The organism is Shimia aestuarii (genome assembly GCF_022814865.1).
GTDB lineage: Bacteria > Pseudomonadota > Alphaproteobacteria > Rhodobacterales > Rhodobacteraceae > Shimia > Shimia aestuarii_A.
Genome location: NZ_JAKVRD010000015.1, coordinates 74,383 through 88,542 on the forward strand (window position 1 = coordinate 74,383; position 14,160 = coordinate 88,542).

Below are 14,160 nucleotides of genomic sequence, written 5' to 3' on the forward strand. Positions count from 1 at the left end.
TCCTGCCTCTGGTCCTTATGTTGCGGGGCGGTTAAACACCAAACCAAGGACCGGCGAAAGGGCTCTCTCATGAAACGTCTGCTGATCGTGATCATTGTTCTCACCCTCGGGTGGAGCGCCTATTGGTTCGTCGGAGCCACACGCGCCAAATCAGGCTTTGAGGATTGGCTCGCGGCGCGGCAGGCCGAAGGGTGGCTTGCCGAAACATCGGACATTGCCGTGCGCGGCTTTCCCAACCGCTTTGACGCGACATTCTCCGACGTGGCGCTTGCCGATCCAGGCACCGGCGTTGCATGGGAAGCCCCGTTCTTTCAGCTTTTCGCTCTGAGCTACCGCCCCAACCACCTGATCGCGATCTGGCCGCATGAACAGGTTCTTGCCTTCCCCGACCAACGGGTGACGGTCAAGAGCGAAGACATGAAGGCGTCACTCATCGTCGCGGGAGCGCCTTCGCTCCCTCTCGAGCGGTCCAACCTCGCGGTGGATGCGCTGGCGCTTGTCTCTGAGGCGGGGTGGTCTCTTTCGGCAGAGACGCTACGCCTTGCCATGCACAAAGACCCCGAAAGCGAGGCGACCTATCGCATGGCGCTGTCTGCGACGGGCTTTGCCCCGCCCGCCGAGATCGCCGCGCGCAGCGGTGCCGCCCTGCCCCGCACACTCAAGACCGTCGAGGCCGATCTGAGCGCCACGTTTGCCCGCCCCTGGGACATCACAGCGCTTGAAGACTCGCGCCCACAGCCAACCGCGCTCGACCTGCATATGGCGCAGCTCACCTGGGGCCGTCTCGACCTCCATGCGGCGGGCCAGGTCGATATCGACCCGTCCGGCTATCCGCAGGGCGAGATCACGCTGCGCGCCACCAACTGGCGCGAGATCATCGCGCTGGCGCGGCAGGGTGAGGAATTGCCGGCTGCTCTGATTGACGGGATCGAACAAGGGTTGCAGTTGCTCTCGGCCATGGCAGGCAACCCCAAGACCCTCGACATCCCGCTCAACTTTCGCGGCGGCCTGACGCGGATCGGCCCGGTGCCCATCGGCCCTGCCCCGCGGCTCATCCTGCGCTAAACGACCCTAGCGGCAATATGGCCCGCTGCGATAGCGGGCGATGTCGAAATGGAAATGGTCCTTGTGATAACGGTCTGACTCCGGTCCAAGAACGGTGCCAAAGGGGCCGCAGGCACTCCGGTGCATATCCCTCAGGATGCGCCCCTTCTTGCCCTTGCCCCAATCGCGCAGCACCGAGATCTCGTCGCCATTGGCAAGGTAGAAGGCCGAGAAATCAATCGCATTGCCTTTGCCGTGCTCGGAGATCTTCGCGCCTTTCTTATGGTTGCGCGTGCGGCAGGAATACCCGGCGGCGACCTTGACCTTTTCCACGCCCCCACCATAGCGCCCGACAGATCGCGCCATGCCACCCTCGAGCCAGGACTTGATCGCCCGCGCCGTGTCGCATCGCATGACGGCGGGTTGGCTAAAGGCGATGCCCGAGACCGAGTAGATCTTGACCGCGTCTTTGGCGATGCCACAACCCGAGATCTTGCCCGGCACATGGCCAACGACGATCCCCTGCAGATCACGATCGCGACACACCTTGCCGACCGCGCTTTGCGGCACCGCTCCCTTGGGGGTGGGCCGGACAACGGCAGGGCGGACAGACACGGCGGCATTGCGCGCCACATTATGCGTGCGCAACACCGGACGTAGCGACTGGCGCGGCGCGTGGCTTGGCAGGGCAATGGGATAGGTGTCTTCGCGAAGCACCGGGCGGGGCGAGCGGTTCGGAGCCTGCGCGACCGCCACCTCGGCGATCAACAGCGCCAGCACGAGCGCGATACCCCCCGCCCGGCCCGTCATGGCTTCTTCGCGGCGCGCCCGAAATCTGGCGCTTCCGTATCTTGTCCCGCTTCGATGATACCGCGCCGGATCGCGCGGGTGCGAGAGAAATACTCATGCAAGTGATCGCCATCGCCCATGCGAATGGCCCGTTGCAGCACGAAAAGCTCTTCGGTGAAGCGGCCGAGGATATCGAGCGTCGCTTCCTTGTTGTTGAGGAACACATCGCGCCACATGGTCGGGTCCGAGGCGGCAATCCGGGTAAAATCCCGGAAACCGGCGGCGGAATACTTGATGACTTCGCTTTCCGTCACCCGGCGCAAGTGATCCGCAACGCCGACCATCGTATAGGCGATGAGGTGTGGCGCGTGGCTGGTCACGGCAAGGACAAGATCATGGTGATCGGCGTCCATCTCGTCGACATTGGCCCCCATGCCTTCCCACAGGGCGCGCAGCCGGGCGACCGCCTCGGGGTCTGTCGTCTCATCCGCGGGCACAAGGATGCACCAACGGTTGTCGTAAAGTTCGGCAAAGCCCGATTCCGGGCCGGAATGTTCGGTCCCTGCAAGCGGGTGGGCCGGGACGAAATGTACGGTGTCGGGCAGGTGCGGCGCGACCGCATTGATCACCGAGCGTTTCACCGATCCCACGTCCGAGACCGTCGCGCCCGGCTTCAGGACCGGCGCGATCTCTTCCGCGACAGAGCCCATCGCCCCAACCGGCACACAAAGCACCACGAGATCGGCCCCTTCCGCCGCCTCCGCCGCGCTATCGCAGACCCGGTCACAAAGACCGATCCGGCGCGCGGTGTCGCGTGTGGCCTCAGAACGTGCATAGCCCGTGACCTCGCCCGCAAGCCCGCCACGCTTGATCGCCCAGAACATCGACGACGCGATCAGGCCAAGCCCGATCAAGGCGACACGTTCATAGACCGGGGCGCTCATGTGGCGCCTGCCTTGAACTGGCCAATTGCATGCGCGACACGCCGACAAGAGGGTTCGTCCCCGACGGTGATCCGTAGGCAGTTGGGCAGGCCATAGCCCGCCACCCTGCGCACGATCAGGCCTTGGGTCTTGAGGTAATCATCACAGGTCTCGGCCTCTTCCTGGCTGTCGAAACGGGCCAGGATGAAATTGGCACAGGACTCGTCAGAAGCAACGCCACTATCGGCCAGCGCATCGGAGAGCCACGCCCGCAGACGCGTGTTGTCATCGCGGCATTTCTGCACCCAAGCCTGATCCCGAACCGCCGCCTCTGCGACCTCGAGCTGCACCGTCGAGAGGTTGAACGGCTGACGCACACGGTTGAGCACGTCGATGATCTCTTTCGTCCCATACCCCCAGCCGATCCGCAGCCCACCAAGGCCATAGATCTTCGAGAAGGTGCGCGTCATGAGAACGTTCTGGCGCGCATCGACAAGCGCCGCGCCGCCATCGGCCCCACCAACGTACTCGGTATAGGCTCCGTCATGCACAAGGATCGCCCCTTCAGGAAGGCCATCGGCCAGCCGCGCAACCTCCTTCGGGCCAAGCATGGTGCCAGTCGGGTTGCCGGGGTTGGCGATAAAGACGATCTTGGTTTTCTTGGTGCAGGCCTTGAGGATAGCATCCACATCAACCCTGCGGTCCCGTTCAGGCACCACGACACCGGTCGCTCCGACCAGCTTGGCGAGGATCGGATACATCGAAAACCCGTGCTCAGTATAGATCACCTCGTCGCCGACGCCCGCATAGGCCTGCGTCACGAACTGCAAGACCTCGTCTGACCCCACACCACAGATGATCCGTTCGGCGTCGAGCGCATGCACATCGGCAATCGCCGCGCGCAGCTCGGCATGGTCCGTCGACGGATACCGATGCAACCCATGCCCTGCCTTGCTAAACGCCTTTTTCACAGCGTCAGAACAGCCGAACGGGTTCTCGTTCGACGACAGTTTCACCACGTCGCTCACGCCCTCGATCTTGGACGTGCCACCGACATAGAGATCGATATCCATGATCCCCGGCTTCGGCTCAATACGTGACATATGCGTGCCCTCCACTCTTCGACCCGTTTCTTAGCCGTGCCATGAGAGGTTGGAAAGGTTCTAATCGCGACTTTGAGATATGTGCGTGATTGCGGCCACGCCTTTGTGGCTTGTCTTCGTGCCTCACGTCTATGTCGAAACGCTTTCGGCGCTATTTCTTCTTCGCCTGTGCCGTCATCCAGTCCATCGCCGCCATCAGAACCCCCGACAGGACAAAGACCATGTGGATCGCCACCATCCAGAGAAGTTCTTCACTGGCAAAATCCTTACCGCCCTTGCCGATCTCCATGAACCGCTTGAGCAGGTGGATGGCCGAGATCGCCACGATCGACGCGATGAGCTTCATTTTCAGGCCGGAGAAATCCACCGTCCCCATCCAGCCAAGCCGCTCATCCGCCTCAGCCACGTCCATACGCGATACAAAACTCTCGTAGCCCGAGAACAGGACGATCAAGAGCAGATTGCCCGCCAGAGTCAGGTCAATCAGCGTCAGCACCACGAGGATGACCTTATCCGCGCCCATCTTCGGCGCCTGCGGGATATAGGCGAGAAGTTCATGCCCAAAGACAAAAACCAACATCGCCAATGCGGCCACAAGACCAAGATACATCGGCGCCATGAGCCAACGCGACGCAAACAACGTCTTCTCAAATCCACGTTCGACTGAATTGCCCATGATCCCTGCCCTTGTTCCGACGTCAAAGCGCATAGGATTTCGGACGGGCATAGGCAATGGCCTGAATGCCGCACCCGCGCAAAGAAAAACCCGCTGCACACGGCAGCGGGTTTTCCAAAAACAGGTCTGTGGCGAACAGTCTTAGTTGTTCGCGTAGTATTCGACCACGAGGTTCGGTTCCATCATGACCGGGTACGGCACATCCGAGAGGCCCGGGGTGCGCACGAAGGTTGCGGTCAGTTTGGAGTGGTCGGCTTCGACATAGTCCGGCACGTCGCGCTCGGGAAGCTGGGTCGCTTCGAGAACGGCAGCCATCTGCTTGGACTTGTCGCGAACTTCGATCACGTCGCCTTCCTTCACGCGGTAGGAGGGGATGTTGACCTTCTTGCCGTTCACGAGCACGTGGCCGTGGTTCACGAACTGACGCGCCGCAAAGACGGTCGGCACGAACTTGGCGCGGTAAACAACGGCGTCGAGGCGGCGCTCGAGCAGACCGATGAGGTTTTCACCGGTGTCGCCTTTGACACGCTCGGCTTCGCCGAAGATGCGACGGAATTGCTTTTCGGTCAGGTCGCCGTAGTAGCCCTTGAGCTTCTGCTTGGCGCGCAGCTGCAGACCGAAGTCCGAAAGCTTGCCCTTGCGGCGCTGGCCGTGCTGGCCGGGGCCGTATTCGCGGCGGTTGACCGGGGATTTTGCGCGACCCCAGATGTTTTCGCCCATCCGGCGGTCGATTTTGTACTTGGCAGTCGTGCGTTTGGTCACGGCTGATCTCCTTCGTTCAGGTTCTCGAAGGGCGTTGTCCTCTCGCCGGGTTTGACCGACGTGACAGGGTTCCCCTTGCGGGGGCCACCAACACCAATGAAGCCGCGCGTATAAAGGGTTTGACGGGGGAGTCAAGCGAGGTTGGCAAGAAATGCGAACGGCCCGCCCCAAATGCCGGGACGGGCCGCCTTGTTCAAGAGGTGTTCGACCTCAGGACGCGCGGCAGCGCAGATAGTAGATCGCCCCGCCAAGCGCCGCACCGATGACCCAGGCATAGCCTGCAAGCTGACTCAGCACCGGAACCCAGACCGTCGCCACCGAGAACACCGCCGCGATGGCAAAGGCCAGAAGCGCATTGCCATGCCAGCCACCACTATAGTGATAGGCCCCGCCTTCCATGTTGTAGAGGTCATCGCGATTCAGCTCTTGTTTGCGCAAGAGGTAGTAGTCCACGATCATGATCCCATAGAGCGGCGCCAGCGTCGCGCCAAGGGTGTTGACGAACCCGCCGATGCCAAACTCGCTGATGAACGCGGTCCAGAGGCCACCAATCACCAGTGCAAAGCCCGATGTGATAAGCCCCGCCATGCGAAAGCTGATCTTGGTCGGCGCGAGGTTGGCAATACCGTTCACCGCCGGGATGAAGTTGGCCACAAGGTTGATCCCCACGGTCGCCGCGAAAAAGGTAATCGCGGCAATCACGGCCAGAAGCACGCTATCGGTGCGTCCGACGATCTCGGTCGGGTTGATGATCGCCTCGCCGTAGACGACAGCCGCACCCGCCGTTGTCAGAAGCGCCAGCGCCGAGAACAGGATCATGTTGAACGGAAGCCCCGCAAGGTTGCCGCGCGTCATGGCCTGCTTGTCCCGCGCATAACGCGAGAAGTCGCTGAAGTTGATCATCACCGCCGCGAAGTAGGCCACCATCGTGCCGATAATCGCGATAAAGCCGTTGAACTCGGTGCCCCATGTGGCGTCCGGATTGACGAAGATGGTCTGCGCCTGTGACAGAAGCTGCCCATCGGCCTTGATCCAAAGCACGACCACGAGGCCGATCATAACGAGATAGACAAAGGGACCAGCGATATTGAGGAAGGTTTCGACCCACTCCATGCCGCGCCAGAAGATCCAGATATGGAAGGCCCAGACGATCACGAACGACACCCAGTCGACACCCGTCAGCCCAAGGACTTCCGTGCCGCCGCTGATCCCTGTGACCGACCGGATCAGGAGCGCCAGCGCCGTGGAAGCAAAATAGACCTGGACCCCGTACCAAAAGACGGCAACCGTCGCCCGCAACACCGCCGGAAGCTTGGCCCCTGCTGTGCCCATGCTGGCGCGTGCCAGAACGGGATAGGGAATGCCATACCGCTCCCCGGCCGCGCCGGAGAGGTTCACAAGGAACATCACGAATAGCCCCGCCACGATCAGCGCCGCAAAGGCGGTCCAGCCGCTGACGCCATAGGAAATGAAAAGCGACGCGACGAGCGAATAGCCAAAAAGCGATTGGATATCATTGGCCCAGACATTGAAGATCGCGAACCAGCCCCATGTCTTTTCTTCCGGCGTCACCGGGTGAAGCGTATCGTCCGCCTCTTGCCCCGCGCCGTGTTGAACGGTGTTCGATTGCATTTGTGTGTCCCCTCGTTGTCAGACGGCCCGCCATGGGCCGATCCGTTCTTGGCCTGAATTCAGGCATTGCAGCTAACATGTTAATTGCTATTTTAGAGAGGAGGTATCAGGAAAAGCCTATAGAACTTTTCTGGAATGCCGAATAATCGACGCCGGGCACAAAGATCTGGCACGCAAGGGGGGAAATCGCGACATGGCAGGCAACGCCGCAACACCCAACACGCCGGGCAAGACCGGAACGCGCCTGATGACCGAAGAGGCGCATGAGGCGCTGATCGCGCGATTCCGCGACGGCACGCTGCCAAGCGGCACCTTTTTGTCGATGCCGATGTTGGTTGAACGGCTTGGCCTGCCGCTTGCGGCGGTGCGCGAGGCCGTCAAACGCGCCGAGGCGAGCGGCCTTGTCACCGTGCTGCCCAAACGCGGCGTGCAAGTGATGGATGCCGGCCCCGACATGACCCGCGAATGCCTAGACCTGCGCGCCATCTTTGACGTGGAAGGCGCCAAGCGCCTCATCGCGCGGCGTGCCGATATCCCCCTCGCCGCGCTGCGCGACGCACATGAACGTCTGCGAGACGAGGCGGAGGGCAACATGGCTGATGACTTGTCGCAGCGCGCCATCGCGACGGACCTGTCGCTGCACGATGCCCTGTCCCTTGGGCTTGGCTCGACCTTGGCGCGGCGGCTCTATGACGAGAACCGCAACCGCATCGCCATCATCCAGAACACGCGCCCCTTCCTGCCGGTGCGGATCGCCTCAGCGATGGACGAACACCTCGCGATCATCGCCGCGCTCGAAACGGGCGACGCCGAGAAGGCAGAGGTCGAGATACGCGCTCATCTTGCGAATACCCTGCGTTGGTGGGGGGTCAGCCCGGATCGCACCGACGCAATACCGACGTGATACCGACGCGATACAGACCCCGGTTTTCGCCCCACAAAGAACAAAACCCCGCCCTTGCGAGCGGGGTTTCGACGAGGCCCAAAGCTGCCCGGGTCAGGCGGCTTCGTGCTGGAGTATCGCGGCTTCGCTCCGGCTCAGATTGCGCCGCGCGTAAGGCCCGTAGCTGTTGAGGTCGTCCTCAAGCTCCGGCAGCATCTGCAACAAACGCTTGCGGTCGTTCTTCTCGAGCGTCGACAGCGCGGCATTGGCCGGGTGGTAGCTTTCGGTTTCGACACCGTTGGCCCAGAGGATCTGATGGCGCGGCAGAAGCAAGTGAATATAGGTCACTTCGCGCATCTGGCTATCGATAGCGACGGATGATCCATTGATCAAATCCCGTGCAGAAACAAGGACTTCCGGTGTGTTGAACAGGGCTTTTGCCGCTCCGCCCTGCACCAGCATGCGATGCTCTGGCGACACGACAAGTTCCATGTCCGGCCGTTCAATGCCAAGCGCTCCGGCGCGGATGCGGATCGGTCGCAGTTGCGGCATCGCGAACAAACGCGCGCCGGACATGCGGCGACTGCCGATCCAACACACCTCTTCGGCGCCATTGTCCTTGGTCTGGACCCTGTCGCCCTCGCGCAGGTCTTCAACCCGCCTGGCGCCCGTCGGGGTTTGGATCATGGTGCCCGGCGTGAAACAGATCACGCCCCCCGTCGCTGGCCCCATCGGATTGGGATCACGCGCGTCCAACGCATGATGCACCACCCAAAGCTCTGCCCCCCGCGGCGGTAGTTCATCAAGGAACATCAAGAGCGGCGGCCGCCCCTCGACCTCGATCACCGTGACAGTGTAGCTCTGTGCGCCATTGGTCACGACAAAACCGCCCTCGAGGAGCGGGTCTTCCACATCTATATCTTCAAGTCTCGAAGTATTCTCGACTGCTGCGCCCACAAGGCGGCGTACAATACGCGCCGCACGTTTGCGGATGTTCGCCTCACCTTCCGCCTGGTCCAGACGCAATAGCTCGGTCGGGCCGTCCACGCGGACGGGCTCCCCATGCCAGGACCATACCGCGCCCGTTTCGAGCGCCTGCACCGGTGCAGCCCCAACACCGTCTATCGTTGTTTGCGACCAGGAGATGACGAACGTGCCACGAAAGCCCGTCTTCATTGCCTGATAACCTGCCTTTTTTGTTTTTATGGCAAAAGGTTACCAGAGGCGATTCGCGAAGGGAAGATTTTTTTGGCCAGATAGAGACAGCTGCGTCAAAATTTCAGACTGAACTGCAGCGCGCCGACAAACTGGCCGCTACCTTGTCCGACGAACTCTTCGCCAAGATATGTCATGCCGTAGAACACCATGCTTTTCTCGCCCTGCCAATGCAGGCCAAGCCGCGCACGGGTGCGGGTATTCGTCAGGGCATAGCCGCGATCTTCGGGGAGATACACACTGTCCCAAACCTTGGCGACATCGGCGCCGACAATCCACGACAGGCCCGGCGTGTGCTGACGCACGACGCGCATACGATGACCAGTCACCGGATCACGGGTCAGCAATTCGCCCTGCCCCGCGCGCCCGATGGTCACATCAAAGCCAACCCGCGCATAGGTTTCGACGCCGCCGCGCAGCTCCATGAAAGGCCGGAATTGTGTCTCTTCCGAAAGCGCCACATCGCGCGCCATCTCGAGCGTGGCCGTGGGGCGGATCTTGTCCCCGATCTGGGCATTGAGCGTCGCCGCCGAGGCCGCATTCATGCCAAACACGTCGTGCAACGTGGTCTGCAGGTTGTCGAGCGAGGTCTGCGGTCCGATGGCCACCACGTCGCCGCCAAGGCTCACCTCGGTGCCATGGGCGGTCGCGAAATGGGTATGTAGCCCAAGCGACAGAGACCCCGCAAAGGGCCGATCCCCCGGAGCAGGTGTCACCAGGTTGTCCGGCGCCATCACTTCTCCGAGGAACCGCAATTCAAGCACCTCCCCCGCACGACCCGGCAATGCACCGGTCCATGCAGGACCGTAGACACGGCTGCTCATGACAGAGCCGGTGCGCCAACGGTCTCGGCCATCCCCGAGAAGGTCATTCACAAACAAGAGCCCGTAGCCAAGCGCGCTTCGCCCCTTTGACGGCGCGTCCTGCGCCATCGTTTGGGTTGCCGTTGCTGTCATCAAAAGGAAAAGGGCGGCTATTCGGCCAATCATTCCACGTCCCCGTTAATTTTGCCCCCGCGGGCTTCGTACAAATTATTTCATTGGGCGACCAGTGCCCAACGACCACTCGCGCCGAATTTGCATGTCCAGACCGGCATTTATCCGACCAAACGGTGGCATCATTCCGACATTTGCCGTGTTGCGGTCTCGCGTAGAATATCAGCGAGCAGGCGGAATTGATCTGCGAGCGGATTGGTCTTGCGCCAAATCAGGCCAATGGTCCGCGTCGGGCGGGGGCTTGGCAGATGGGCCACAGAGACAGGCGCAGTGCGGGTCTCGAAAGGCACTGCCATCTCGGGGATGAGCGTCACGCCGATCCCGGCCCCCACCATGCGCACCAGCGTCGAGAGCGAACTGCCCTCCATGAGATCACGCGGCAAAGGTGAGGTCAGGTTGCAGAAAGAGAGCGCCTGATCGCGAAAACAATGCCCTTCTTCAAGCAACAGAAGCCGCATTTCACGCAGTGTCTTGGGGTCGGGCACCGGCTCGTCGATTTCGTCTTTGCCCCGCACAAGCACGAACTCCTCGTCAAAAAGCGGCATTTCTTCGAGCGTGGCCTCAGAGACGGGCAGCGCAACAATCGCCGCATCGAGCCGGCCTTCGCGCAATTCCTGAAGCAACTTCTCGGTGATCGCCTCGCGGGGACGCAGGGCGACATCGGGAAAGCGCAGGGCAAGCTCGGCCGCGAACGCAGGCAAGACATAAGGCGCCACGGTCGGGATAAACCCGATGCGCAGCTGCCCCGACATCCGCCCCCGCGACGCGCGTGCCAAATCGCCAAGGTCATCTACCGAGCGCAGGATCGCATGCGCCCTCTCGGCAAACTCCTCGCCAAGACTTGTCAGTCGGACCTGCCGTGGCCCCCGTTCAACAAGCGACGCGCCCAAGACCTCTTCAAGCTCCTTGATCTGCACGGAAAGCGCAGGCTGCGAGATCGCGCAGGCCTCGGCAGCCCGGCCGAAATGATTATGCCGGGCCAACGCATCGAAGTAGCGAAGCTGTTTCATGGAAATATTGGTCATAAGAATTTCATATCACTTCGATTACAAAATGCAAATTTTCACAATGATTGACCCTTGTTATGGTCCTCATCGACGCGGGGGGGTGATTCACGACAGAAAACCCCTAATCCGTGCTGTGCCCTTGGCATGGCGCGAACCGCACAGGAACAACCTTGTTAGCTATCTAGGGAGAGCGAAAATGGACGGAAATGACGTAGGCATGGCAGGCAAATGCCCGGTGATGCATGGCGGCAATACCGCAAGCAGCGGTGATGTCATGGAATGGTGGCCGAATGCCCTCAACCTCGACATCCTGCACCAGCATGACAGCAAGTCGAACCCGATGGGCGGAGACTTTGACTATCAGGAAGCGGTCAAATCGCTCGATATCGAGGCCCTCAAAGAAGACATGAAGGCCCTGATGACCGAGAGCCAGGACTGGTGGCCGGCAGACTGGGGTCACTATGGCGGCTTGATGATCCGTCTCGCATGGCACTCGGCAGGCTCTTATCGCCTTGCGGACGGGCGCGGCGGTGGCGGTGCGGGCAACATCCGTTTCGCCCCCCTCAACAGCTGGCCTGATAACGGCAACCTCGACAAAGCGCGTCGCCTGCTCTGGCCGCTGAAGAAGAAATACGGCAACGCGGTGTCTTGGGCCGACCTGATCCTGCTCGCAGGAACGATGGCTTATGAATCCATGGGCCTCAAGACCTTTGGTTTTGCCTTTGGTCGCGAAGACATTTGGCACCCGGAGAAAGACACCTACTGGGGCGCCGAGAAAGAATGGCTCGCCCCCTCCGACGAGCGGTATTCCGATGTTGGCAAGCCTGACACGATGGAAAATCCGCTGGCGGCAGTGCAGATGGGCCTCATCTACGTGAACCCCGAAGGCGTCAACGGCAACCCCGACCCGCTCAAGACCGGCGCACAGGTCCGCGAGACCTTTGCCCGCATGGCGATGAACGACGAGGAAACCGCGGCGCTGACCGCCGGGGGCCACACCGTCGGCAAGGCACACGGCAACGGCGACGCAGCCCTGCTTGGGGAAGAGCCCGAAGCGGCGGCAATCGAGAACCAGGGCTTTGGTTGGATCAACCCGAACATGGGCGGCAAAGCAACCAACGCCGTGACCTCGGGCATCGAAGGCGCATGGACCACCAACCCGACCAAGTGGGATATGGGCTATTTCGATCTGCTGTTCGGCTATGACTGGGAACTGACCAAGTCGCCCGCAGGCGCGAACCAGTGGCGTCCGATCGACATCAAGGAAGAAGACATGCCGGTCGACTCGACCGACCCGTCCAAGCGCGTGATGCCGATGATGACCGATGCCGACATGGCGATGAAGGTCGATCCGATCTATCGCGAGATCTGTGAGAAGTTCATCGCGGATCCGGCCTATTTCGACGATGTGTTCGCGCGTGCTTGGTTCAAGTTGACCCACCGCGACATGGGTCCGAACGTGCGCTACCATGGCCCCGATGCGCCCAAGGAAGAGCTGGTCTGGCAAGACCCGGTTCCGGCAGGCAACACCGGCTATGACGTCGATGCCGTGAAGGCCGATATTGCGGCCGCAGGTCTCGACGCCGCCGATATGATTGCAACGGCCTGGGACAGCGCCCGCACCTTCCGCCAGTCGGATTACCGCGGCGGTGCCAATGGGGCCCGCATCCGTCTCGCACCGCAGAAGGACTGGGACGGCAACGAGCCGAAGCGCCTAGCCAAGGTGCTCGCTGCGCTCGAGCCGATTGCCGCCAAGCACGGCGCAAGCGTGGCCGACGTGATCGTTCTTGCCGGCAATGTCGGTCTCGAGCAGGCGATCAAGGCCGCCGGTTTCAACGTCGCCGTGCCCTTCGCACCGGGCCGTGGCGATGCCACCGACGAGATGACCGACGCGGACTCCTTCGACGTTCTAGAGCCGCTGGCCGATGGCTATCGCAACTGGGTCAAGAAGGACTATGTCGTCAGCCCCGAAGAGCTCATGCTTGACCGCACACAGCTCATGGGTCTGACCGCGCCGGAAATGACCTGCCTGATCGGCGGTATGCGCGTCCTCGGCACCAACCACGGCGGCACGGCGCACGGCGTCTTCACCGACACCGTTGGTGCGCTCACCACGGACTTCTTCGTCAACCTGACCGACATGGCCAACAAATGGGTCCCGGTTGAGGGCGGCACCTACGAAATCCGTGACCGCAAAAGCGACGCGGTGAAGTGGACAGCAACCCGTGTCGACCTCGTGTTCGGTTCGAACTCGATCCTGCGCGCCTATGCCGAGGTCTATGCCCAAGACGACAACAAAGAGAAGTTCGTCACGGACTTTGTCGCCGCATGGACTAAGGTCATGAACGCGGATCGTTACGATCTCGCCTGATTGAGCGGCACATGACACAAAGAGCCCCCGCAGCCGGTCGGTTGCGGGGGCTTTCTTTGTTTGGCGCCGCTCTAGCTGAGAGCGCGGTCTACACCCGGCTCAATGCGGCGGCCGGGATCGGGTCCAGGCGCGGACGATTGGCGCGCTGCCCGACCCAGACCGAGCCAAGCACGATCACCGCGCCCAATAGTTGCAGCCAGGAAAGCGACTGGCCAAGCCAGACCCAGCCCAGCACCACCGCCGTCACCGGGCTCATCATGCCGAGCATCGACACAGCCCCCGGCTCGATCCGCGCCACGCCCCGGAACCAAAGCGCATAGGTCGCCGCGGCTCCGATCAGGCCAAGCCACGCAAAGCCTGCGAGGTTGGTCGTGCTCAGCGGTGGCAACGGCGGCTCGAAGATCAAGGCGACAGGCAACAGGATCAACCCTCCCGCCGTCAACTGCCATGCCGTGAAGCTTAGCGCCGACACCGGGGGTTGCCATTTCCGGCTTAGCACGGTGCCCGCCGCCATCGATGCGGCTCCGCCAAGCCCGGCGGCGATGCCGATCGGGTCGAATTGCGCCTCGGGGCTGATGAGCAAAAGCGCAACGCCCACCACTCCGCTCGCGGCGGCGGCCATGGCTCCGGCCCTGATCCTCCCCCACTGAAGTGGTCCTCCGCTATGTTTAGGAAAACGGAGGAAACACATGGCCAACAAGCGACCGAAGCCGGAAGAGATTGTCACGAAGTTAAGGCAGGTTGAGGTTCTGACGGGGCA

At 61.8% G+C, this 14,160-nt stretch carries 13 protein-coding genes; 3 read left to right on the forward strand and 10 right to left on the reverse strand.

The genetic code is table 11. The features are described 5' to 3' along the window. Positions 1 to 69: 69 nt before the first annotated feature. Positions 70 to 1,065 carry a DUF2125 domain-containing protein gene (locus MK745_RS14330; RefSeq protein WP_243613983.1) on the forward strand — a complete coding sequence of 332 codons (996 nt, stop codon included), beginning with the start codon at positions 70 to 72 and terminating at the stop codon, positions 1,063 to 1,065. Between the two features lie 6 nt (positions 1,066 to 1,071). Here the strand turns inward: MK745_RS14330 and MK745_RS14335 are convergent, their stop codons facing one another. The 6 genes from MK745_RS14335 to MK745_RS14360 all read right to left on the reverse strand — a co-directional run bounded on the left by MK745_RS14335 (position 1,072) and on the right by MK745_RS14360 (position 6,929). Continuing rightward, the gene (locus MK745_RS14335) at positions 1,072 to 1,854 is read right to left on the reverse strand and encodes an extensin family protein (protein ID WP_243613984.1); all 783 of its coding nucleotides are present in this window, start codon (positions 1,852 to 1,854) and stop codon (positions 1,072 to 1,074) included. After that, complete coding sequence (locus MK745_RS14340) at positions 1,851 to 2,777, reverse strand: prephenate/arogenate dehydrogenase family protein (RefSeq protein ID WP_243613985.1); 927 nt, start codon at positions 2,775 to 2,777, stop codon at positions 1,851 to 1,853. Before MK745_RS14340 ends, MK745_RS14335 begins: the two co-directional genes overlap by 4 nt. After that, complete coding sequence (gene hisC, locus MK745_RS14345) at positions 2,774 to 3,859, reverse strand: histidinol-phosphate transaminase (RefSeq protein ID WP_243613986.1); 1,086 nt, start codon at positions 3,857 to 3,859, stop codon at positions 2,774 to 2,776. Before hisC ends, MK745_RS14340 begins: the two co-directional genes overlap by 4 nt. Positions 3,860 to 4,010: 151 nt before the next feature. Beyond that, complete coding sequence (locus MK745_RS14350; RefSeq protein WP_243613987.1) at positions 4,011 to 4,535, reverse strand: TIGR00645 family protein; 525 nt, start codon at positions 4,533 to 4,535, stop codon at positions 4,011 to 4,013. Between the two features lie 141 nt (positions 4,536 to 4,676). Beyond that, a complete protein-coding gene (gene rpsD, locus MK745_RS14355) occupies positions 4,677 to 5,297 on the reverse strand; it encodes a 30S ribosomal protein S4 (RefSeq protein ID WP_243613988.1) in 621 nt (206 codons plus the stop codon). Positions 5,298 to 5,507: 210 nt separating this feature from the next. After that, on the reverse strand, positions 5,508 to 6,929 hold the full coding sequence (locus MK745_RS14360; protein WP_243613989.1) for an NCS1 family nucleobase:cation symporter-1: 1,422 nt from the start codon (positions 6,927 to 6,929) through the stop codon (positions 5,508 to 5,510). A gap of 193 nt (positions 6,930 to 7,122) precedes the next feature. Here MK745_RS14360 and MK745_RS14365 point away from each other — a divergent pair, with 193 nt between their 5' ends. Then, entirely contained in the window at positions 7,123 to 7,833 is a 711-nt protein-coding gene (locus MK745_RS14365; protein WP_243613990.1) for a GntR family transcriptional regulator, read from the forward strand. A 93-nt stretch (positions 7,834 to 7,926) separates the two neighbouring features. On the opposite strand, the gene MK745_RS14370 is transcribed toward MK745_RS14365, so the two are convergent. The 3 genes from MK745_RS14370 to MK745_RS14380 all read right to left on the reverse strand — a co-directional run bounded on the left by MK745_RS14370 (position 7,927) and on the right by MK745_RS14380 (position 11,047). After that, on the reverse strand, positions 7,927 to 8,988 hold the full coding sequence (locus tag MK745_RS14370; protein ID WP_243613991.1) for a Hint domain-containing protein: 1,062 nt from the start codon (positions 8,986 to 8,988) through the stop codon (positions 7,927 to 7,929). Between the two features lie 95 nt (positions 8,989 to 9,083). Next, positions 9,084 to 10,016 carry a lipid A-modifier LpxR family protein gene (locus MK745_RS14375; RefSeq protein ID WP_243613992.1) on the reverse strand — a complete coding sequence of 311 codons (933 nt, stop codon included), beginning with the start codon at positions 10,014 to 10,016 and terminating at the stop codon, positions 9,084 to 9,086. A gap of 128 nt (positions 10,017 to 10,144) precedes the next feature. Then, a complete protein-coding gene (locus MK745_RS14380) occupies positions 10,145 to 11,047 on the reverse strand; it encodes a LysR substrate-binding domain-containing protein (protein WP_243613993.1) in 903 nt (300 codons plus the stop codon). Positions 11,048 to 11,225: 178 nt separating this feature from the next. Here MK745_RS14380 and katG point away from each other — a divergent pair, with 178 nt between their 5' ends. Next, positions 11,226 to 13,400 (forward strand): catalase/peroxidase HPI, encoded by a 2,175-nt coding sequence (gene katG / locus MK745_RS14385; RefSeq protein WP_243613994.1) that lies wholly within the window; start codon positions 11,226 to 11,228, stop codon positions 13,398 to 13,400. 88 nt (positions 13,401 to 13,488) lie between these two features. On the opposite strand, the gene MK745_RS14390 is transcribed toward katG, so the two are convergent. After that, positions 13,489 to 14,022: an EamA family transporter gene (locus MK745_RS14390; RefSeq protein ID WP_431978979.1), complete on the reverse strand. Its 534-nt coding sequence runs from the start codon at positions 14,020 to 14,022 to the stop codon at positions 13,489 to 13,491. Positions 14,023 to 14,160 lie beyond the last annotated feature (138 nt).

Excerpts from the sequence above, each read along its gene's own strand:
- MK745_RS14330 (WP_243613983.1), top strand. The coding sequence starts at position 70 with ATGAAACGTCTGCTGATCGTGATCATTGTTCTCACCCTCGGGTGGAGC.
- MK745_RS14335 (WP_243613984.1), bottom strand. The coding sequence starts at position 1,854 with ATGACGGGCCGGGCGGGGGGTATCGCGCTCGTGCTGGCGCTGTTGATC.
- MK745_RS14340 (WP_243613985.1), bottom strand. The coding sequence starts at position 2,777 with ATGAGCGCCCCGGTCTATGAACGTGTCGCCTTGATCGGGCTTGGCCTG.
- hisC (WP_243613986.1), bottom strand. The coding sequence starts at position 3,859 with ATGTCACGTATTGAGCCGAAGCCGGGGATCATGGATATCGATCTCTAT.
- MK745_RS14350 (WP_243613987.1), bottom strand. The coding sequence starts at position 4,535 with ATGGGCAATTCAGTCGAACGTGGATTTGAGAAGACGTTGTTTGCGTCG.
- MK745_RS14360 (WP_243613989.1), bottom strand. The coding sequence starts at position 6,929 with ATGCAATCGAACACCGTTCAACACGGCGCGGGGCAAGAGGCGGACGAT.
- MK745_RS14365 (WP_243613990.1), top strand. The coding sequence starts at position 7,123 with ATGGCAGGCAACGCCGCAACACCCAACACGCCGGGCAAGACCGGAACG.
- MK745_RS14370 (WP_243613991.1), bottom strand. The coding sequence starts at position 8,988 with ATGAAGACGGGCTTTCGTGGCACGTTCGTCATCTCCTGGTCGCAAACA.
- MK745_RS14375 (WP_243613992.1), bottom strand. The coding sequence starts at position 10,016 with ATGATTGGCCGAATAGCCGCCCTTTTCCTTTTGATGACAGCAACGGCA.
- MK745_RS14380 (WP_243613993.1), bottom strand. The coding sequence starts at position 11,047 with ATGACCAATATTTCCATGAAACAGCTTCGCTACTTCGATGCGTTGGCC.
- katG (WP_243613994.1), top strand. The coding sequence starts at position 11,226 with ATGGACGGAAATGACGTAGGCATGGCAGGCAAATGCCCGGTGATGCAT.
- MK745_RS14390 (WP_431978979.1), bottom strand. The coding sequence starts at position 14,022 with ATGGCCGCCGCCGCGAGCGGAGTGGTGGGCGTTGCGCTTTTGCTCATC.